Here is a 16,971-nt window from a genome sequence, read left to right as displayed (position 1 = left end):
CACCACGTCCGGCAGCCTAGGCGCTGGAGGGGGACACTGCTCCGCTCCGCCCGGCCAGGCCGTCGAGGGTCACCCGGTCGAGTCCGGTGGCCGCGGCCACCTCGGCGTCGTCGAGGGCGCCGCAGTCCAGTCCCCGCAGCACCACACCGGCGAGGGCGCGCGCGGTGGCCGGCTCGTCGAGCACCCCGGCGTCGGCCCGCTCGACGTAGGCCGACAGCCGCCCGGCCGCGGCCGGCAGCGCGCCGCGGAAGAAGGCGTACGTGGCCAGGTACCGGGTGACCAGCTGCGCGGGGTGCAGGTCCCAGCCCTGGTACAGGCCGCGCTCCAGCGCCCGGCGGACCAGGCCGGCGTGCACCCGCCAGCCGGCGTGCACCTGCTCGCGGGAGCCGACGGGGAGCACGTTGGTGGAGCCGTCGACCGCCCGGGCGCCGGTGCCGGCGACGGCGACCTGCATGAGCTGCTTGGCGAGGTCGAGCGCCGGGTGGTCGGAGGACTGGTGGGCCGCCGCGATGCCCAGCGCGGCGCTGTAGTCGTAGGTGCCGTGGTGCAGACCGGTCAGCCGCGGGCCGGCCGCGTGCACCATCCGCGCCAGGGTCACCGCGCCGTCGTCGCCGAGGACCGCCTGCGGGGTCTCCACCTGCAGCTCGAGGTCGAGCGCGACGCCGTGCGCGGCCTCCAGGGCGTCGAGGACGGGCAGGAAGGCGCGCACCTGCTCGACGGCGGTGACCTTGGGGAGGGTGACCGTGGCCTTTGTAGCGCTAGTGGCACCCAGGAAGAGGTCGAGGGAGCGCACGCCGCGGCGGCGGGTCGGTCCCTCCAGCGACTTCGCCCGGATCCCGACCGACGGCGGCGCGGTGCCGGCGGCGCGGTCGGCGGCCACCGCCTCGGCCGCGCGCACGACGTCGCCGTCCTCGTCCTCCGGCCGGCCGCGGTAGCCGTCCTCGGCGTCGACCCGCAGGTCCTCGACCGGCTCGGCGGCGAGCTTGACCCGCACCCGCGGCAGCACCTCCGCGAGCAGGCCGGCGTCGTACCCGAGGTCGGGCAGGCCGTGCTCGTCGAGGGCGGCCAGCGCCGCGGCGCCCCAGCCGGCGGCCAGGCCGGGGACGACGGCGTCGGCGGGCACGTAGCAGGTGTGCACCGGCTGCCGGCCGGGCCGCTCCCCGGGGTAGGCGGCCGCCCGCGCGGTGTCGACGGGGGCGAGGCGGCGGTCGAGCTCGGCGTAGACGGCGTCGTCCAGCACTAGTCCACCAGCTGGTAGGCGGGCAGGGTCAGGAAGTCGGGGAAGTCGTCGGCCAGCGCCACCTGCTCGAACAGCCGCCGGGCCTCGTCCAGGCGGGGCAGCTCACCGATGCCGGCGACCTCCTCGGCCACGACCCGGCGCACCAGCTCCTCCGTCACCGTCTCCCCGGTGTCGAGCTCCACGCCGGCGTGCACCCACTGCCACACCTGCGAGCGGCTGATCTCGGCGGTGGCGGCGTCCTCCATCAGCCCGTGGATGCCGACCGCGCCGTTGCCGCCCAGCCACGCCGCCAGGTAGCGGATCGCGATCTCGACGTTGGCCCGGAGGCCGGTCATCGTGCGGCCACCCGGGACGCCGGCGACGTCGAGCAGCCGGGCCGCGGTCACCGACACCTCGGGGCGCTGCCGGTCGAGCTGGTTGGGCCGGTCGCCCAGCACGGCGTCGAAGGCCTCCCGGCAGATCGGCACCAGGTCGGGGTGGGCCACCCAGGAGCCGTCGAAGCCGTCACCGGCCTCGCGGGTCTTGTCCTCCCGGACCTTCGCCAGCGCCCGCTCGTTGGCCTCGGGGTCCTTCCGGCTCGGGATGGCCGCGGCCATGCCGCCGATGGCCATCGCGCCGCGGCGGTGGCAGACGGCGACCAGCTGGTCGGTGTAGGCCCGCATCATCGGCGCGGTCATCGTCACCGCGGCGCGGTCGGGCAGCACGAAGTCCGGGCCGGCCTCGCGGAAGACCTTGATCACGCTGAACAGGTAGTCCCAGCGGCCGGCGTTCAGGCCGGTGGCGTGGCTGCCCAGCGCGTGCAGCATCTCCTCCATCTCGAACGCCGCCGGGATGGTCTCGATGAGCATGGTGGCGCGGATCGACCCCTCGGGGATCCCGAGCACCTGCTCGGCGTGGTCGAACACCAGCTTCCACAGCCCGGCCTCGAGCCGGCCCTCCAGCTTCGGGAGGTAGAGGTACGGCCCGCTGCCGCGGGACAACTGGTCGGCGGCGTTGTGGAACAGGTACAGCCCGGCGTCGACCAGCGCCCCCACCGCGGGCTCGCCGTCGACGAGCAGGTGCCGCTCGGGCAGGTGCCAGCCGCGCGGGCGCGGCACGATCGTGGGCAGCTCGCCGTCCTCGCGCAGCCGGTACTCCCGCCCCTCGGGGCTGGTGAACGCGAGCTGCCGGCGGACGGCGTCGCGCAGCACCACCTGCCCGGTGACGACGTTGCGCCAGTGCGGGGTGTTGGCGTCCTCCAGGTCGGCCAGCCAGACGTCGGCACCACAGTTGAGCGCGTTGACCGCCATCTTCGGCTCGGTCGGACCGGTGATCTCGACCCGGCGGTCGACCAGGCCCGGCGGCGGCGGGGGCACCTGCCAGTCGCCCTCGCGGACGTCGGCGGTGTCCGGGCGGAAGTCCAGCCACCGGGCGGCGGCGATCTCGGCGCGGCGGGTGGCGCGGGCGGCGAGCAGGGCGTCGCGCTGCGGGCCGAACCGGCGCTGCAGGTCGGCGACGAACTCCAGCGCCTCGGGGGTCAGCACCTCCCCGGCCCGCTCGACGTCGGGGCCCTCCACGCGCACGTCGCTCATCCGCTGCACCCTCTTCTCGGCCGGCCGGGCTGCCATCCTGTCACCGTGTCCCGCCTCGACGAGTTCAACAGCGAGCCCGCCGACGCCGCCGTCGAGCAGCTGCGCGGCTGCAACGCCGCCCCGCGCTTCGCCGCCGAGCTCGTCGCCGGCCGCCCGTTCCCCGACACCGACACCCTGGTCCGGCGGGCCGGGGAGGTGGCGCGGGCGCTGCCGTGGGACGAGGTCTCCCTGGCGCTGGCGACGCACCCCCGCATCGGCGACCGGGTGGAGGGCTCCTCGGCCGAGGCGGCGGCCTCCCGCCGGGAGCAGGGCTCGATGGGCGGGGCCGACGACGACACCCGCGCCGCGATCGTCGAGGGCAACCGCGCCTACGAGGAGCGCTTCGGGCACGTCTACCTGATCCGGGCGGCGGGCCGCTCCCCGGAGGAGATGCTCGCCGAGCTGCGCCGCCGCCTGGACAACGACGCCGACGCCGAGCGCGCCGAGGTGGTCGAGCAGCTGGCGCAGATCACCGAGCTGCGGGTGCGCGGGCTGGTGGAGGCGTGAGCGTGTCGACGCACGTCCTCGACGCCGTCGCCGGGCGGCCGGCGGCCGGGATCGCCGTCCAGCTGCACGCGGGCGACGAGCTGCTCGCCGTGGGCATCACCGACGACGACGGCCGCTGCCGGCTGACCGAGGAGGCGACCGTCGCCGGCCCGCACCGGCTGGTGTTCGCCACGGGCGCCTGGTTCGAGGTCCGCGGCGCGACGGCGTTCTGGCCGGAGGTGACGCTGACCTTCACCGTCACCGAGCCCGCCGCCCACCACCACGTGCCGCTGCTGCTCTCGCCGTTCGCGTACTCGACCTACCGGGGCTCCTGAGGTTCCACGTGCAACAGTGCGCGGCATGGCGATCGTCCTGGGCCCGAACCAGTACGGGAAGGCGGAGGTCCGCGTCGTCGCGGTCGACCGCCGCTCCCCCCGGCACGAGCTGGTCGACCTCAACGTCAGCACCGCCCTGCGCGGCGACTTCGCCGCGGCGCACACCACCGGCGACAACGCGCACGTCCTGACCACCGACGCGCAGAAGAACACCGTGTTCGCCTTCGCCCGCGACGGCGTCGGCTCGCCGGAGGCGTTCGGCCTGCGGCTGGCCCGCCACCTCGCCGGCTCCTACGACTGGATCACCGGCGCGCGGGTGGCGGTGGACTCCTACGGCTGGGAGCGGATCGCCGTGGGCGGGCAGCCGCACGACCACGCCTTCCGGCGGCCGGGCGGGGAGGTGCGGACGGCGGTGGTGACCGCGGACGGCGACGACGTCCACGTGCTCGCGGGCCTGACCGACCTCGTCGTCCTCAAGACCACCGGCTCGGAGTTCTGGGGTTTCCCGCGTGACCGCTACACGACGCTGGCCGAGACCCGCGACCGGATCCTGGCCACCGCGGTGACCGCCCGCTGGCGGTACACGTCGGCGGAGCTCGACTGGGACGCTCTGTTCGCGGGCGTCCGGACCACCCTGCTGGAGACCTTCGCCGCCACCCACTCGCTGGCCCTGCAGCAGACGCTGTACCGCATGGGCGAGGTGGTGCTCGAGGCGTTCCCCGAGGTGGCCGAGGTGCGCATGTCGATGCCCAACCGGCACCACTTCCTGCAGGACCTGTCCGCCTACGGCCTGGACAACACCCCCGGCCCCGACCCGGTCGTCTACCACGCCGACGACCGGCCCTACGGCCTCATCGAGGGGTCCGTGCTGCGCGACGACGTCCCGCCGGCCGACGTCGCGTGGTCGGGGACGCCCGGCTTCTGCTGACGCCCGGCCGGAGGGGACCCGCGGAGCCCGTCGCCGGCGACGGGGTACGAGCAGCGGGTCGCGCCCGGCCGGGATCGAGATGCGGGTCGTCGCCGCCCGCCGCGGCGTGTCGTCGCGTGTCGGCGGCAACGACCCGACGGTCGACGGGACACCGCCCTTCCGCCAGGTCGGTGGACCGGCTGCAGCGGAAGGGGGCGCCGGTCAGCGGCGGGTCGACACCGTGACGGTGAACCGGCGGTCGGCGGCGGCCACCCGGGTCGGGCCGACCAGGCGCCGCAGCGCCGCCCGGTGCGGCAGCCGGTTGTTCCACACCGCCCAGAGCTCCCCGCCCGGGCGCAGCACCCGCGCCGCGGCGGCGAAGAGCCGGTCGGCCGCGGCGGTGACCACGGCGGTCCCGAGGTGGAAGGGCGGGTTGCAGACGACGAGGTCGGCGCTGCCGTCGGGCAGGTCACCGGCGGCGTCGTCGCGGGTGACCCGGACCCGGCCGAGCCCCGCCCGCTCCAGCGTCGCCCGCGCCGAGGCGACGGCGGCGGCCGACTGGTCGGTGGCGGTGACGGCCAGCGCCGGCCGGGACCGGGCGAGGACCGCGGCCAGCACCCCCGTGCCGCAGCCGAGGTCGACCGCGGTCCGCGCGTCGGGGGCGGCGCCGGCGAGGGCGGTGAGCAGCAGCCGGGTGCCGTCGTCGACGCGGGTGCCGGCGAAGGCGGCGCCGTGCGCGCAGACGTCGAGGTCGAGGGCGTCGTCGTGCCGGCAGCGGGGGAAGGTGGGCCGGGTCCCGGGACGCGGGCCGCGGGCGACGAGCACGCGGGACTTCTGCCGGGCCAGCGTCGCCGAGACGTCGGAGAACCCGGCGCGCAGCACGTCGTTCATGCCGAGCGTCATGTGCTTGACCCGCCCGCCGACCAGCACGACGACCCCGGGCGCGGCCGCGGCGGCGGCCAGCTCGGTGAGCTCGCGCAGCGCGTCGAGTGCCCGGGGCGCCTTGGCCAGCACCAGGGTCGCGCCGTCGAGGAGCTCCGCCGTCAGCGGCAGTGACCGGTAGGCGCCGGCCAGGCCGGTGCGCGCGGCGTTGGCGGCCAGGGCCCGCTCGGCGACCAGCAGGTCCTGGGACACCCGGACGTCGGTGGCGCCGGCCGTGAGGGCACCGAGGGTCAGCGCGCCGTACGCGTCGTCGACGACCACCACCCGCCCGGGCCCGGCCAGCGCCTCGCCCGCGGTGTCGAGCAGCAGCCGGTCGGTGGCGTCGACGGCGACCAGGTCGGGCGCCTCGACGTCGGGCTCGCGCCGCAGCCGGGCCAGGACCGCTGCGACCTCGCCGGGCCCGACCGTCGTCACCGCCGCGGCGTGGCCGCGACGAAGGCGGCCACCACCCGGCCGAGCTCGGGGCCGACGTCCTCCTGCAGGAAGTGCCCGCCGCCGGGCAGCGTGGTGTGCGGCATCCCCCGCGCGCCGGGCACGACCTGCTGGAACACCCGGTCGGCTCCGGCGGTGATCGGGTCGGAGTCGGAGAACGCGGTGAGGAAGGGCCGGTCCCAGCGGGCGAGGACCTCCCAGGCGGCCCGGTTGGCGGGCGCCGCGGGGTCGTCGGGCGTCGTCGGCACCAGGCTCGGGAACACCCGGGCGCCGGCCTTGGACGCCTCGTCGGGGAACGGCGCGTCGTAGGCGGCGACGACCTCGGGCGGCAGGTCGGTGACCGTGCCGTTGACGACGACGCGGCCGACCTCGAACTCCTCCGCCGTCGCGGCGAACCGCTGCCAGGCGAGGAACGCCTCGCTCATCGGGGTGTCCCCGGTGGGCAGGCCGGTGTTGGCGACGACGACCCGGGCGAACCGGTCGGGGTGCTCGGCCACCAGCCGCAGCCCGACCAGCCCGCCCCAGTCCTGCCCGACGAGGGTGACGTCGACCAGGCCGAGGCCCTCGAAGAGCGTCCGGCGCATCCACTCGACGTGCGCGGCGTAGGAGTAGGCGGCCGGGTCGGTGGGCTTGTCGGAGCGGCCGAAGCCGACCAGGTCGGGCGCGACGACGCGCAGCCCCGCGGCGGTCAGCTCGGCGATCACGTGCCGCCAGAGGAACGACCACGACGGCTCGCCGTGCAGCAGCACCACGACCTCGCCGTCGGCCGGCCCGACGTCGACCACCGCGACCCGCAGCATCGTGCCGTCGCCGCCGTCGAAGGTGACGTAGGTGGGCGGGTACGGGAACCCGGGCAGCGCGGCGAACCGCTCGTCGGGCGTGCGGACGACGTCCATGTGGCCCCTCCAGGCATAGGAAGCTCTGCGCACGTCCAGCGGCGCGATACGTGCGTAGAGCTTCCTATGCCCTGCGGGTCCCCGTGCGGGACACGGCAGGATCGCGGTGCACCCGACCTCCGACGACCCAGGGAGCCCACCGTGCCGATCCCCGCCCGCGAGTGGCACCTGGCCGCCCGTCCCCACGGCGAGCCCACCCCCGAGGACTTCCGGCTGGTCGAGGTCGAGCACCCCGACCCCGCCGAGGGGCAGGTGGTGGTGCGCATGGTCGCCATGTCCGTCGACCCCTACATGCGCGGCCGGATGCGCCTGGGGCCCTCCTACGCCGCGCCGTGGGAGGTCGGCGAGGTGATGCGGGGCGGTGCGGTCGGCGTCGTCGTCGGGTCCCGCTCCCCCGACGTCCCCGAGGGAGCGCTGGTGCTCACCGACGCCGCCTGGCGCGACGTCGCCGTCCTCGACGCCCGGCACGTCCGGCAGCTCCCCGCCACCGAGGACCTCCCGCTCACCTACTCGCTGGGCATCCTGGGGATGCCCGGGCTGACCGCGTACTCCGGACTGTTCCGGGTGGCCGCGTTCCGCGAGGGCGACGCCGTGTTCGTCTCCGGTGCGGCCGGGGCGGTGGGCAGCGCGGTCGGCCAGTTCGCGCGGCTGCGCGGCGCCTCGGCGGTGGTGGGCAGCGCCGGCAGCCCGGACAAGGTGGCCTGGCTGCGCGAGATCGGCTTCACCGCCGCCTTCGACTACCACGACGGGCGCGTGCGCGACCTGCTCGGGCAGGCCGCGCCCGACGGCATCGACGTCTTCTTCGACAACGTCGGCGGTGAGCACCTCGACGCCGCGCTGGGCGCGCTGCACGTGCACGGCCGGGCGGTGATCTGCGGCGCGATCTCGAACTACAACGCCACCGAGACGGTGCTGGGACCGAAGAACTTCAGCTCGCTGATGATCGCCAAGCGGCTCGCGGTCACCGGCCTGCTGGTGAGCGACCACTCCGACCTGCACCGCGAGTTCACCGAGACGGTGTCCGGCTGGATCCGGTCGGGTGAGCTGGTGGTCCGGGAGACCGTGTACGAGGGCCTGGAGAGCGCCGTCCCCGCCTTCCTCGACCTCCTCAAGGGCGCGAACACCGGGAAGATGGTCGTCCGCCTGGCGCCCGACCCGGATTGAGGCGGGACGGCACCGGGAAGGGCGCAGGCATGTGGTTGCTCCTCACCCGACGCCTGCGCATCTGGCTGATCCTGACCGTGCTCGTGCCGCTGGCCACCGGGCTGCTGCGCCGGGTCGGCCGGGCGCTCGAGCGGCGCAACGGCCCGACCCGGGCCAGCCGCGCACTGCTGCAGGCCGGCGACCTCGGCGACCGGGCCCGCGCCCGGCTGCGCGGCGGCCGCCGTCGCTGACCGCGTGACCACCGCCGAACGGGTCCCGGCCCTCGACCACACCCCGGCGACCGCGCCCACCCGCGCGGTCGCCGTCTTCGCGCACGGCGGCACCGTGGCCAGCGTGGAGCCGCCGCGGGAGCGGGCGCTGTCGCTGGTGCGGATGCGGGCGATCCAGGAGGCCGTGTCGGCCGCCGCGGCCGGCCGCGGGGTGGAGAGCTACCTGGTCCGCTACCGGGTGGCCGGGTGGAACGGCGCCGCCGCCGACGCGCACGCCGACGTCCGCTGGGCGCTGGACCGGGTGCGCGAGCGGCACGGCGACGTCCCGGTCGTGCTGGTCGGGCACTCGATGGGCGGCCGCGCGGTGCTGCGCGCCGGCGACGACCCGTCGGTGACCGCCGTCTGCGGCCTGGCGCCGTGGACGCCGCCCGGCGAGCCGGTCGACCACCTGCGCGGGCGCACCGTCGTCCTCGCGCACGGCCGCGGCGACCGCTGGGTGCCCGCCCGGCTCTCGGCCGACTTCGCCGAGCGCGCCCACCGCGCCGGCGTGCGGATCGCCCGGTTCACCCTGCCCGGCGGTCACGGCATGCTGCGCCGTGTCGGCGCCTGGCACGGGCTGGTCCGCGACGTCGTCCTGGCCGGGTCGGGCCTCGTGCCGTGGCGCGCCGGCCTGGGGGACGCTCTGGGCGCCCCGGACGGGGAGGGGCTCGCCGTACCGCTGTGAGGCGACGCCCGGGAGGGAGCCCACGTGGAGGAGGTCCTCGCCGAGGTCGTCGGCGTCATGGTCACCGTCGTCGAGGCGTGCGGGGCCGTGGTCATCGTCGTCGGTGCGCTGTGGGCGTTCGCCCGCTTCCTGTGGGTGGGGCTGCGCCGCGGCGGGACCTCGGCCTTCGTGCCGATCCGGCTCACCCTCGGCCGCTTCCTCGCGCTGGGCCTGGAGTTCCAGCTCGCCAGCGACGTGCTGCGGACAGCGGTGGCACCGAGCTTCCGCGAGCTCGGCCAGCTCGCCGCCGTGGCCACGATCCGGACGGCGCTGAACTACTTCCTGTCGAAGGAGATCGCCGAGGAGCGGCGGCAGGTGGCCGAGGAGAGCGGCGCACCGGCACCGGACCCGGCGTCCGCCGAGCGCCGGGGACGGGCCGTGTGACCTCGCTCGGCCCCGTCCCCGGGCTGCTCGCCCTGGGCGTCGGCGGGCTGGCCCTGGTCGCCGGGGTGGTGGCCCTGGTGAGCACCCGGCAGCCGCGGCTCGCGCTGGCGGTGTTCCTGGACCTGCTGCTCGCGGCCGGTCTGCTCCGCCTGGCCGCCGAGCCGACGTGGACCGCGGTGGGCACCGCGGCGGCCGTCGTCGCGCTGCGCCGGGTGATCGGGGCGGGTCTGCGGGCCGGAGGCCGGGCGCTGTCCCCGCCGGTCCCCGGCCCGGGGCCCGGCGGGCACCAGGGTCAGGAGAACAGCGCGCTGTAGCCGTTGAGCGCCGGCTGGCCGCCCAGGTGGGCGTAGAGCACGGTCGACGACGGGTCGATCTCCCGGCGGCCGACCAGGTCGATCGTCGCGGCCATCGACTTCCCCTCGTACACCGGGTCGGTGACCATCCCCTCGGTGCGGGCGGCGGTCTCCATCGCGCGGATCGTGGTCGCGTCGGGGATGCCGTAGACCCCGGCGTGGTAGCGCTCGTCGAGCTCGACGTCGTCGAGGGTGAGCTCGCGCCGCACGCCGATGGCCCGCGCGGTCCGCTGGGCGATGCGCAGCACCTGGTCGCGGGTCTCGGCGGGCTTGGCGGAGGCGTCGACGCCGAGCACCCGCCGCGGCCGGCCGCCCTGCTCCTCGAGCAGCGCGAACCCGGCGACCATCCCGGCCTGCGTCGAGCCGGTCACCGAGCAGACGACGACGGTGTCGAAGAAGACGCCCAGCTCGGCCTCCTGCTGCGCCACCTCCAGCGCCCAGTTGGCGAACCCGTGCCCGCCGAGCGGGTGGTCGCTGGCCCCGGCCGGGATGGCGTAGGGCTTCCCGCCGCGCGCCTCGATCTCGGCCAGCGCGGCCTCCCAGCTCTCCTTGAACCCGATGCCGAAGCCGGCCTTGACCAGCCGCACGTCGGCGCCGGCCAGCCGGCTGACCAGGATGTTGCCGACCTTGTCGTAGACGGCGTCGGGCCAGTCGACCCAGCTCTCCTGCACCAGCACGCACGACAGGCCCACCGCCGCGGCAACCCCGGCCACCTGGCGGGTGTGGTTGCTCTGCACGCCGCCGATGGAGACGAGCGTGTCGCAGCCCTGCGCGAGCGCATCGGCGACCAGGTACTCGAGCTTGCGGGTCTTGTTGCCGCCGTAGGCGATGCCGGAGTTGCAGTCCTCCCGCTTGGCCCAGACCTCCGCGCCGCCGAGGGACGCGGTGAGCCGGTCCAGCCGGTGCACCGGCGAGGGACCGAACAGCAGCGGGTGGCGGGGGAAGTCAGCCAGGGTCGACATCGGTGTCCTCCAGCTCGGACAGCAGCGCGGTCCAGATCTCGGTGGTGGTGGCGACGGCGGCGTCGACGTCCCGGGCCGCGCAGGCGGCGATCAGGCGGTCGTGCAGGACGACGGACTCCCGCCCGTGCGCCGCGGCGAACCGCGCCCGCTCCAGCCGGCGGACCGCGGGGGTGAAGCGCTCGACGGTCGCGGTCAGCGCGGTGTTGCCCGCGCGCGCGAGCAGGACGGCGTGCAGGTCGTCGTCGGCGCCCAGCGCGGCGTCGACGTCGCCATCGCGGACCGCCGCGGCGAACCGCTCGTTGGCCGCGCGCATCGCCGCGACGTCGTCGTCGGTCACCCGGCCGGTGGCCTCGCGGGCGGCCAGCTCGTGCATCGCCCGAACGACGACGGCGGCGTCGTGCACCTGCCGGGGGCGCAGCGGCGTGACCCGGGTGTGGCTCTGCGGCTTGGCCTCGACCAGCCCCTCGTCGACCAGCCGGGCCAGCGCGGCGCGCACCGGGGCGACCGAGAGACCCAGCCGGGCAGCGAGGTCGGCGTCCTTGACGACGGTGCCGGGCGCGAGCTCGCCGGTGACGATCGCCGTCCGGATGCGGGCCAGCGCCTCGTCGCGCAGGAGCACCCGGCCGACGGGGACGAGCGGCGCGGCCACGACTGACATCTCAGATGTCAGAGGCCCTCCCGTCAAGTGCCTTTGTCCCGACAAAGGCACTTCTCGTGCGACAGCTGGCAGCCGGGAGCCTCGTCCGGCCCGCGCGGGGCCCGCACGATCACCGCCATGGACTGGAGCACGGACCCCGCCGATGCCGCCGCGCACTTCGCCCGCCGGCTCGCCGTCGAGACCGACGTCAGCGACGTCCACGCCGCCCTGCAGTCCGGCGCCCCCGGCTTCGTGCTCCTCGACAGCCGCAGCCAGGAGGCGTGGGACCAGGGCCACGTGCCCGGCGCGCGGCACCTGCCCGGCCGCGAGATCGCCGCCCGCGCGATGGCCGAGCTGGACCGGTCGGTGCCGGTGGTCACCTACTGCTGGGGTCCGGGCTGCAACGGCGCCACCCGCGCCGCCCTGGCACTGGCGCTGCTCGGCTACCGGGTGCGGGAGATGCTCGGCGGCTTCGAGTACTGGGCGCGCGAGGGGCTGCCGGTGGCCACCGCCGTCGGCCTGACCCGCGCCGACGTCGACCCGCTGACGGCGCCCCGGGCGGTCAGCTGCGGGTGCTGAGGTCGGGGACGTCGTCGTCGGAGAGCCGGGCCCACAGCAGCTCGTCGCGCTTGACGCCGTCGGCGTAGCGGTACGAACGGCGCAGCCGGCCCTCGAAGGTGAACCCGGCCTTCTCGGCCACCCGGCCGGAGGCGGGGTTCTCCACGGCGTGCACCAGCTCCACCCGGTCGACCGGCAGGGCGGCGAAGCCCCAGCGGACGGCGGCGTCGACGGCGCGCGCGGCCACCCCGCGGCCCCGGGCGGCGGGCACCGTCCAGTAGCCGACCTCGGCGTCGCCCTGCTCGCGGTCGATGGCGTGCAGGGCGACCGAGCCGGCCAGCTCCCCCGTCGCGGCGTCGACGACGGCCCAGGCGGCCATCGTCTCGCTGCGGCCGGCCCGGCGGTCCACCCAGAACTCGGCGTCCTCCAGCGTGCAGACCCGCCCCGGGTTGCTCCAGGTGTCGGTGGCCCGGTCGGTCAGCGCGGCCCGGACGGCCGGGGCGTCGCCGGGCCGCCACGGGCGCAGCAGGAGCGGGCCGGCGGAGATCTCGGGGAGGGCGTCGGGCACGACGGGCATCGTGCCCGACGCACCGCTCACTCCTGGGGAGCGGACCCGGGCTCGGCCATCTTCCGGTTCAGCTTCGCGGCCACGTTGCCCGGCGTCACCGCCGACAGCCGGCCCATCGCCTTGCTGGCCAGCGACCCGGCGAAGACCGACGCCTCGCCCTGCACCAGCCCCTCGTAGCCCTGGCGCGCCACCTGGGCCGGGTCGTCCTTGGAGTCGGAGGCGCCGAGCCGGGTGTCGGTGAGGTCGCCGCGGTCGAAGAACTCGGTCTCGGTGGGCCCGGGCAGCAGCGCGGTGACGCTGACGCCGCGGTCGGAGAGCTCCTCGCGCAGCGCCAGGGCCAGGTGCTGGACGAAGGCCTTCGTCGCGCCGTACACGGCCTGGAACGGCTGTGGCGCCTGCGAGGCCACCGACGAGGTGAACAGGATCCGACCCTGCCCACGGGCGGCCATGTCCTGCGCGACGCGCTTGGCGACGTGCACCGTCGAGGCGCAGTTGAGCGCCACCATGGCCAGCTCGGCGTCGAGGTCGGTGTCGACGAACGCGCCGCCGACGCCCACGCCGGCGTTGATCGCCGCGGCGTCCAGCGGGCGGCCGGCGCCGCGGACGGCGGCCACCAGCAGCTCGCGGTCGTCGTGGCGGGTGAGGTCCCCGCGCACCGGCGAGACCGCGGCGCCCATCCCCCGCAGCGTCTCGGCGGCGGCGTCGAGCTCGTCGTCCTCGGCGGCGACCACCAGGTCGTAGCCGTGCTCGGCGAACTGCTTGGCCAGCTCCAGGCCGATGCCGCTGGAGGCTCCGGTGACGAGGGCGAGGGGGCGGTCGGTGGGGACGGTCACGGGGTCTCCCGGAGGTCGCGGGTGCGGTCCCCGGTGCATGCCCCGTCGCCCGCGGGCCGACGCCTCAGGCCGGGACGGAGACGCCGATCCCGCCGCGGGTCCGTGCGCCGTAGCGGGCGATCTCGGCGTCGAGGTCCAGCCGCCGGGTGCTCATGGCCTGCGCGCGGACGTCGTCGGTGACGAGGTCGGCCGGCAGCAGCCAGGAGACCTCGAACTCCAGGCCGTCGGGGTCCTGCGCGTACAGGGCCTTGGTGGTGGCGTGGTCGGAGGCGCCGACCAGCGCGCCGGCCTCGGTCAGCGCGTCACGGACCCGCGCCAGCTCGGCGAGGGTGTCGACCTCCCAGGCCAGGTGGTAGAGGCCGACGGTGCCCCGGCCGGCCTCCGAGGGGGCCGCGCCCGGGCCGGCGGCGAACAGGCCCAGGTCGTGGTCGTTGGTCGAGCCCTCGGCCTGCAGGAACACCGCCCGGCCGGGGATCTCGGCCTTCACCCGGAAGCCGAGGACGTCGCGGTAGAAGGCGGTGCTGCGGGCGACGTCGCGGACGTAGAGGACGGCGTGGTTGAGACGCTGGACCGGCATGACCTCAGTGTGCGCCGGTGTGGATGAACGTTCAAGTAGTTGCCCGGGGCCGGTCGGGTACCCGGTCCCCCATGCCCGCATCCGTCGTCGTCGAGGTCGACGACGTGCTGCGGCCGCTCCTGCCGGCGCGGGACCGGGCGGCCGGCCGGCGGGTGCTGGCCGCCGACCCCGACGCGACCGCCGGCCACCTGGTCCAGGCCGCTGGCGTCCCGCTCACCGAGGTCGGCGAGCTGCTCGTCGACGGCGACGCCGTCCCGCGGGCCGCGCGGCCGCCGCCCGGCGCGACCGTCGTGGTCCGTGCCGCCCCGCGGCCCCAGCCGGTGCCGCCGGGCGGGTTCCTGCTCGACGTCGGCCTGGCGCGCTGGCCCGGCGGATGCGGCTGCTCGGCCTGGACACCGCGTGGTCGCCCGAGGCCCGCGCGCCCGATGCCGACGACGCCGAGCTGGTCGCCGCCGCCGTCGCCGGGGACCGGGTGCTGCTCACCCAGGACCGCGGCCTGCTCATGCGCCGCGCCCTGCCGGCCGGGGCCTGGGTGCGCGGCGCGACGCCGGACGAGCAGCTCGACGACGTCCTCGACCGCTTCCGCCCGCCGCTGGCCCCGCTCACCCGCTGCCCGGCCTGCAACGGCGTGCCGGTGCCCGTGCCGCTGGCCGAGGTCGCCGCCCGGCTCGAGCCCGGCACCCGGCGCACCGCGACGGACTTCTCCCGCTGCCCGGGGTGCGGGCGGGTCTACTGGCGCGGCGCGCACGCCCGGCGGATCGACGCGCTGGTGGCCCGCGCGCGCCGCCTCACCGGCAGCCGACAGCGGGACGACGGCCCGTAGGGGCCACGGGTCGGCCCCGCCGTGTCAGCCGGGCCGGGCAGGACGAGGGCGTCCACCCAGCCGACGGAGGGAACCCCATGCCCGAGTACGTGCTCCCCGACCTGCCCTACGACTACGGGGCACTGGAGCCGCACATCTCCGGCGAGATCATGCAACTGCACCACGACAAGCACCACCAGACCTACGTGACCGGGGCGAACACCGCCCTGGAGAAGCTCGCCGAGGCGCGTGAGAACGACGGGCTGGGAACGGCCAACCTGCACGAGAAGAACCTGGCGTTCAACCTGGCCGGGCACGTCAACCACTCGGTGTTCTGGCCGAACCTGAGCCCCGACGGCGGCGAGCGACCCGACGGCGAGCTCGCCGCGGCGATCGACGAGCACTTCGGCTCCTTCGAGGGGTTCCGGGCGCACTTCGCCGCCGTCGCCAACGGGGTGCAGGGCTCGGGCTGGTCGATCCTGGCGTGGGACCCCGTGGGCCAGAAGCTGCTGATCTGCCAGCTCTACGACCACCAGGGCAACCTCGCCGTCGGCCTGGTGCCGCTGCTGCTGCTCGACATGTGGGAGCACGCCTTCTACCTGCAGTACCGCAACGTGAAGGCCGACTACGTGACGGCGTGGTGGAACGTCGTCAACTGGGCCGACGTGACCACTCGCTTCACCGCGGCGCGCACCGCCACGGCCGGGCTCATCGTCCCGGCGGCCTGAGCGACCCCGGGGCCGCGGGACCGCCCGCGGCCCCGGCCGGCTCAGGCCAGCCTCACCTCGGCCCGCCCGGGCCACACCCTGGCCCCACCGTGTCACCCCCGGCGGGCAGGACCACCGACGACCACACCCCACCCCGCACCGCCCGTCCCCTGCGAGGCCCGCCGTGTACCTGTCGAAGACCGAGGCCGCCGTCCTGCCGACGACGCTGGTCGGCACCCCGAGGACGCCACCGCCGCCGGCGACCGGCCGACGCCGGCTGTGGCCGCTGCTGGGCCCGGCGTTCGTCGCCGCCGTCGCCTACGTCGACCCCGGCAACTTCGCCACCAACTTCTCCGGCGGCGCCTCGTTCGGCTACACGCTGCTGTGGGTGATCGTCGCGGCCAACCTCATGGCGATGCTCATCCAGACGCTGACCGCCAAGCTGGGCCTCGCGACCGGGCGCGACCTGGCCACCAACTGTCGCGAGCAGCTGCCCCGGCCGGTCACCTGGGGGCTGTGGGTGCAGGCCGAGGCGGTCGCCATCGCCACCGACCTGGCCGAGATCGTCGGCGGAGCGGTCGCGCTGTACCTGCTGTTCGGGGTGCCGCTGCCGGTCGGCGGGGTCATCACCGCCGTCGTCGCCTTCGCGCTGCTGGCCGCCCAGTCCCGCGGGCACCGGCCCTTCGAGCGGGTGATCACCGGGCTGCTGCTGGTCATCGGCCTGGGCTTCGGTTACACGCTGGTCGGTTCGGGCGTCGACGTCGGCGGGCTGGCCGGCGGGCTGGTGCCCTCCTTCGCCGGTCCCGACAGCCTGGTGCTGGCCGCCGGCATCCTCGGCGCCACGGTGATGCCGCACGTGATCTACGTGCACTCCGCGCTGACGCCGGGGCGCTACGGCGACGTCGTCACCGCCGGCCGCACCCACGAGGGACGGCGCCGGCTGCTGCGCGCGCAGCGGATCGACGTGCTGCTGGCCATGGGCCTGGCCGGGCTGGTCAACGCCTCGATGCTGGTCATCGCCGCGCAGCTGTTCACCGGCGACGAGGGCCAGGCCGCCTCGCTCGAGGGCGTGCACGCCGGCCTCGGCGAGCAGCTGGGCGCCGGCGCCTCGCTCGCCTTCGCCCTGGCGCTGCTGGCCTCGGGCTTCGCCTCCTCCTCGGTCGGCACCCACGCCGGGCAGGTCGTCATGGCCGGGTTCCTCAAGCGGCACGTGCCCGTGATGACGCGGCGGCTGATCACCCTCGCCCCGGCGCTGCTGGTGCTCGTCCTCGGCGGTGACCCGACGACGGCACTGGTCTGGTCGCAGGTCGTGCTCAGCTTCGGCATCCCGTTCGCGCTGGTGCCGCTGCTGTGGCTGACCAGCCGCCGCGACCTCATGGGCGGGTGGGTCAACCGGCGGGTGACCACGGTGGCCGGGTCGGTGGTGGCCGCCCTGATCATCGGCCTCAACGCCCACCTGCTGCTGGGCTTCGTGCTCGGCTAGCCGCGCCACGCCCTCCCGCCTCGGGGGGGCCGGGGTGCCCGTCGGCCTGCGGTGGCCGCAGCGTGCACCCGGCGGCCTCTACGTGATCACCAGGGACCCTGCCCAGCGGACCCGCTCCAACCG

21 protein-coding genes and 1 pseudogene are annotated in these 16,971 nt (G+C 76.1%); 13 read left to right on the top strand and 9 right to left on the bottom strand.

Annotated features, from left to right (window positions below; genetic code table 11):
- Positions 1–16: 16 nt before the first annotated feature.
- Both ACI78U_RS15735 and aceB read right to left on the bottom strand, forming a co-directional pair.
- Positions 17–1,240, bottom strand: a complete 1,224-nt coding sequence (locus ACI78U_RS15735; protein ID WP_456876273.1) for a DUF6986 family protein — start codon at positions 1,238–1,240, stop codon at positions 17–19.
- Complete coding sequence (aceB, locus tag ACI78U_RS15730) at positions 1,240–2,847, bottom strand: malate synthase A (protein WP_456876272.1); 1,608 nt, start codon at positions 2,845–2,847, stop codon at positions 1,240–1,242. Before aceB ends, ACI78U_RS15735 begins: the two co-directional genes overlap by 1 nt.
- Before the next feature lie 9 nt (positions 2,848–2,856).
- Here aceB and uraD point away from each other — a divergent pair, with 9 nt between their 5' ends.
- From uraD to pucL, 3 genes are read left to right on the top strand one after another with little or no spacing between them, the layout of a single operon-like run.
- Positions 2,857–3,357: a 2-oxo-4-hydroxy-4-carboxy-5-ureidoimidazoline decarboxylase gene (gene uraD / locus ACI78U_RS15725; protein WP_456876271.1), complete on the top strand. Its 501-nt coding sequence runs from the start codon at positions 2,857–2,859 to the stop codon at positions 3,355–3,357.
- A complete protein-coding gene (gene uraH / locus ACI78U_RS15720; RefSeq protein WP_456876270.1) occupies positions 3,354–3,671 on the top strand; it encodes a hydroxyisourate hydrolase in 318 nt (105 codons plus the stop codon). The genes uraD and uraH overlap by 4 nt, the downstream gene beginning before the upstream one ends.
- Before the next feature lie 25 nt (positions 3,672–3,696).
- Positions 3,697–4,599, top strand: coding sequence for a factor-independent urate hydroxylase (pucL, locus tag ACI78U_RS15715; protein WP_456876269.1), 903 nt, complete (start codon positions 3,697–3,699; stop codon positions 4,597–4,599).
- 201 nt (positions 4,600–4,800) lie between these two features.
- On the opposite strand, the gene ACI78U_RS15710 is transcribed toward pucL, so the two are convergent.
- Together ACI78U_RS15710 and ACI78U_RS15705 are read right to left on the bottom strand one after the other, a co-directional pair.
- A complete protein-coding gene (locus tag ACI78U_RS15710; RefSeq protein ID WP_456876268.1) occupies positions 4,801–5,934 on the bottom strand; it encodes a class I SAM-dependent methyltransferase in 1,134 nt (377 codons plus the stop codon).
- The gene (locus ACI78U_RS15705; protein WP_456876267.1) at positions 5,931–6,848 is read right to left on the bottom strand and encodes a haloalkane dehalogenase; all 918 of its coding nucleotides are present in this window, start codon (positions 6,846–6,848) and stop codon (positions 5,931–5,933) included. Before ACI78U_RS15705 ends, ACI78U_RS15710 begins: the two co-directional genes overlap by 4 nt.
- 141 nt (positions 6,849–6,989) lie before the next feature.
- Between ACI78U_RS15705 and ACI78U_RS15700 the strand changes: the two genes are divergently transcribed.
- From ACI78U_RS15700 to ACI78U_RS15680, 5 genes are read left to right on the top strand one after another with little or no spacing between them, the layout of a single operon-like run.
- Positions 6,990–8,012 carry an NADP-dependent oxidoreductase gene (locus tag ACI78U_RS15700; RefSeq protein WP_456876266.1) on the top strand — a complete coding sequence of 341 codons (1,023 nt, stop codon included), beginning with the start codon at positions 6,990–6,992 and terminating at the stop codon, positions 8,010–8,012.
- 29 nt (positions 8,013–8,041) lie between these two features.
- Positions 8,042–8,242: a hypothetical protein gene (locus tag ACI78U_RS15695; RefSeq protein WP_456876265.1), complete on the top strand. Its 201-nt coding sequence runs from the start codon at positions 8,042–8,044 to the stop codon at positions 8,240–8,242.
- A gap of 4 nt (positions 8,243–8,246) precedes the next feature.
- Positions 8,247–8,945: a serine aminopeptidase domain-containing protein gene (locus ACI78U_RS15690; protein ID WP_456876264.1), complete on the top strand. Its 699-nt coding sequence runs from the start codon at positions 8,247–8,249 to the stop codon at positions 8,943–8,945.
- A gap of 24 nt (positions 8,946–8,969) precedes the next feature.
- On the top strand, positions 8,970–9,368 hold the full coding sequence (locus ACI78U_RS15685; protein ID WP_456876263.1) for a DUF1622 domain-containing protein: 399 nt from the start codon (positions 8,970–8,972) through the stop codon (positions 9,366–9,368).
- A complete protein-coding gene (locus ACI78U_RS15680) occupies positions 9,365–9,682 on the top strand; it encodes a hypothetical protein (protein ID WP_456876262.1) in 318 nt (105 codons plus the stop codon). The genes ACI78U_RS15685 and ACI78U_RS15680 overlap by 4 nt, the downstream gene beginning before the upstream one ends.
- Here ACI78U_RS15680 and ACI78U_RS15675 read toward each other — a convergent pair.
- Positions 9,661–10,683, bottom strand: a complete 1,023-nt coding sequence (locus ACI78U_RS15675; RefSeq protein ID WP_456876261.1) for a 1-aminocyclopropane-1-carboxylate deaminase — start codon at positions 10,681–10,683, stop codon at positions 9,661–9,663. The two genes, ACI78U_RS15680 and ACI78U_RS15675, sit on opposite strands and share 22 nt — an antisense overlap.
- The gene (locus tag ACI78U_RS15670) at positions 10,667–11,332 is read right to left on the bottom strand and encodes a GntR family transcriptional regulator (protein ID WP_456876260.1); all 666 of its coding nucleotides are present in this window, start codon (positions 11,330–11,332) and stop codon (positions 10,667–10,669) included. Before ACI78U_RS15670 ends, ACI78U_RS15675 begins: the two co-directional genes overlap by 17 nt.
- Before the next feature lie 126 nt (positions 11,333–11,458).
- On the opposite strand from ACI78U_RS15670, the gene ACI78U_RS15665 reads away from it, so the two are divergent.
- The gene (locus ACI78U_RS15665) at positions 11,459–11,899 is read left to right on the top strand and encodes a rhodanese-like domain-containing protein (RefSeq protein ID WP_456876259.1); all 441 of its coding nucleotides are present in this window, start codon (positions 11,459–11,461) and stop codon (positions 11,897–11,899) included.
- Here ACI78U_RS15665 and ACI78U_RS15660 read toward each other — a convergent pair.
- The 3 genes from ACI78U_RS15660 to ACI78U_RS15650 form a co-directional block, all read right to left on the bottom strand.
- The gene (locus ACI78U_RS15660) at positions 11,883–12,446 is read right to left on the bottom strand and encodes a GNAT family N-acetyltransferase (protein WP_456876258.1); all 564 of its coding nucleotides are present in this window, start codon (positions 12,444–12,446) and stop codon (positions 11,883–11,885) included. The two genes, ACI78U_RS15665 and ACI78U_RS15660, sit on opposite strands and share 17 nt — an antisense overlap.
- A gap of 26 nt (positions 12,447–12,472) precedes the next feature.
- Positions 12,473–13,279, bottom strand: a complete 807-nt coding sequence (locus ACI78U_RS15655; protein ID WP_456876257.1) for an SDR family NAD(P)-dependent oxidoreductase — start codon at positions 13,277–13,279, stop codon at positions 12,473–12,475.
- 64 nt (positions 13,280–13,343) lie between these two features.
- The gene (locus tag ACI78U_RS15650; protein WP_456876256.1) at positions 13,344–13,856 is read right to left on the bottom strand and encodes a VOC family protein; all 513 of its coding nucleotides are present in this window, start codon (positions 13,854–13,856) and stop codon (positions 13,344–13,346) included.
- A 23-nt stretch (positions 13,857–13,879) separates the two neighbouring features.
- Between ACI78U_RS15650 and ACI78U_RS15645 the strand changes: the two are divergent.
- The 4 genes and pseudogenes from ACI78U_RS15645 to ACI78U_RS15630 form a co-directional block, all read left to right on the top strand.
- Positions 13,880–14,098 (top strand): annotated as a pseudogene (locus ACI78U_RS15645) (hypothetical protein); the annotation flags it as partial.
- Between the two features lie 131 nt (positions 14,099–14,229).
- Entirely contained in the window at positions 14,230–14,679 is a 450-nt protein-coding gene (locus ACI78U_RS15640; RefSeq protein WP_456876255.1) for a Mut7-C RNAse domain-containing protein, read from the top strand.
- Between the two features lie 77 nt (positions 14,680–14,756).
- Positions 14,757–15,386, top strand: a complete 630-nt coding sequence (locus ACI78U_RS15635) for a superoxide dismutase (RefSeq protein ID WP_456876254.1) — start codon at positions 14,757–14,759, stop codon at positions 15,384–15,386.
- A 163-nt stretch (positions 15,387–15,549) separates the two neighbouring features.
- On the top strand, positions 15,550–16,848 hold the full coding sequence (locus tag ACI78U_RS15630; protein ID WP_456876253.1) for an Nramp family divalent metal transporter: 1,299 nt from the start codon (positions 15,550–15,552) through the stop codon (positions 16,846–16,848).
- Positions 16,849–16,971 lie beyond the last annotated feature (123 nt).

The sequence above is a fragment of the Geodermatophilus sp. SYSU D00710 genome (assembly GCF_054050195.1).
This window is presented reverse-complemented; position numbering and strand designations above follow the sequence as displayed.

Excerpts from the sequence above, each read along its gene's own strand:
- aceB (WP_456876272.1), bottom strand. The coding sequence starts at position 2,847 with ATGGCAGCCCGGCCGGCCGAGAAGAGGGTGCAGCGGATGAGCGACGTG.
- pucL (WP_456876269.1), top strand. The coding sequence starts at position 3,697 with ATGGCGATCGTCCTGGGCCCGAACCAGTACGGGAAGGCGGAGGTCCGC.
- ACI78U_RS15705 (WP_456876267.1), bottom strand. The coding sequence starts at position 6,848 with ATGGACGTCGTCCGCACGCCCGACGAGCGGTTCGCCGCGCTGCCCGGG.
- ACI78U_RS15695 (WP_456876265.1), top strand. The coding sequence starts at position 8,042 with ATGTGGTTGCTCCTCACCCGACGCCTGCGCATCTGGCTGATCCTGACC.
- ACI78U_RS15675 (WP_456876261.1), bottom strand. The coding sequence starts at position 10,683 with ATGTCGACCCTGGCTGACTTCCCCCGCCACCCGCTGCTGTTCGGTCCC.
- ACI78U_RS15665 (WP_456876259.1), top strand. The coding sequence starts at position 11,459 with ATGGACTGGAGCACGGACCCCGCCGATGCCGCCGCGCACTTCGCCCGC.
- ACI78U_RS15650 (WP_456876256.1), bottom strand. The coding sequence starts at position 13,856 with ATGCCGGTCCAGCGTCTCAACCACGCCGTCCTCTACGTCCGCGACGTC.
- ACI78U_RS15640 (WP_456876255.1), top strand. The coding sequence starts at position 14,230 with ATGCGGCTGCTCGGCCTGGACACCGCGTGGTCGCCCGAGGCCCGCGCG.
- ACI78U_RS15635 (WP_456876254.1), top strand. The coding sequence starts at position 14,757 with ATGCCCGAGTACGTGCTCCCCGACCTGCCCTACGACTACGGGGCACTG.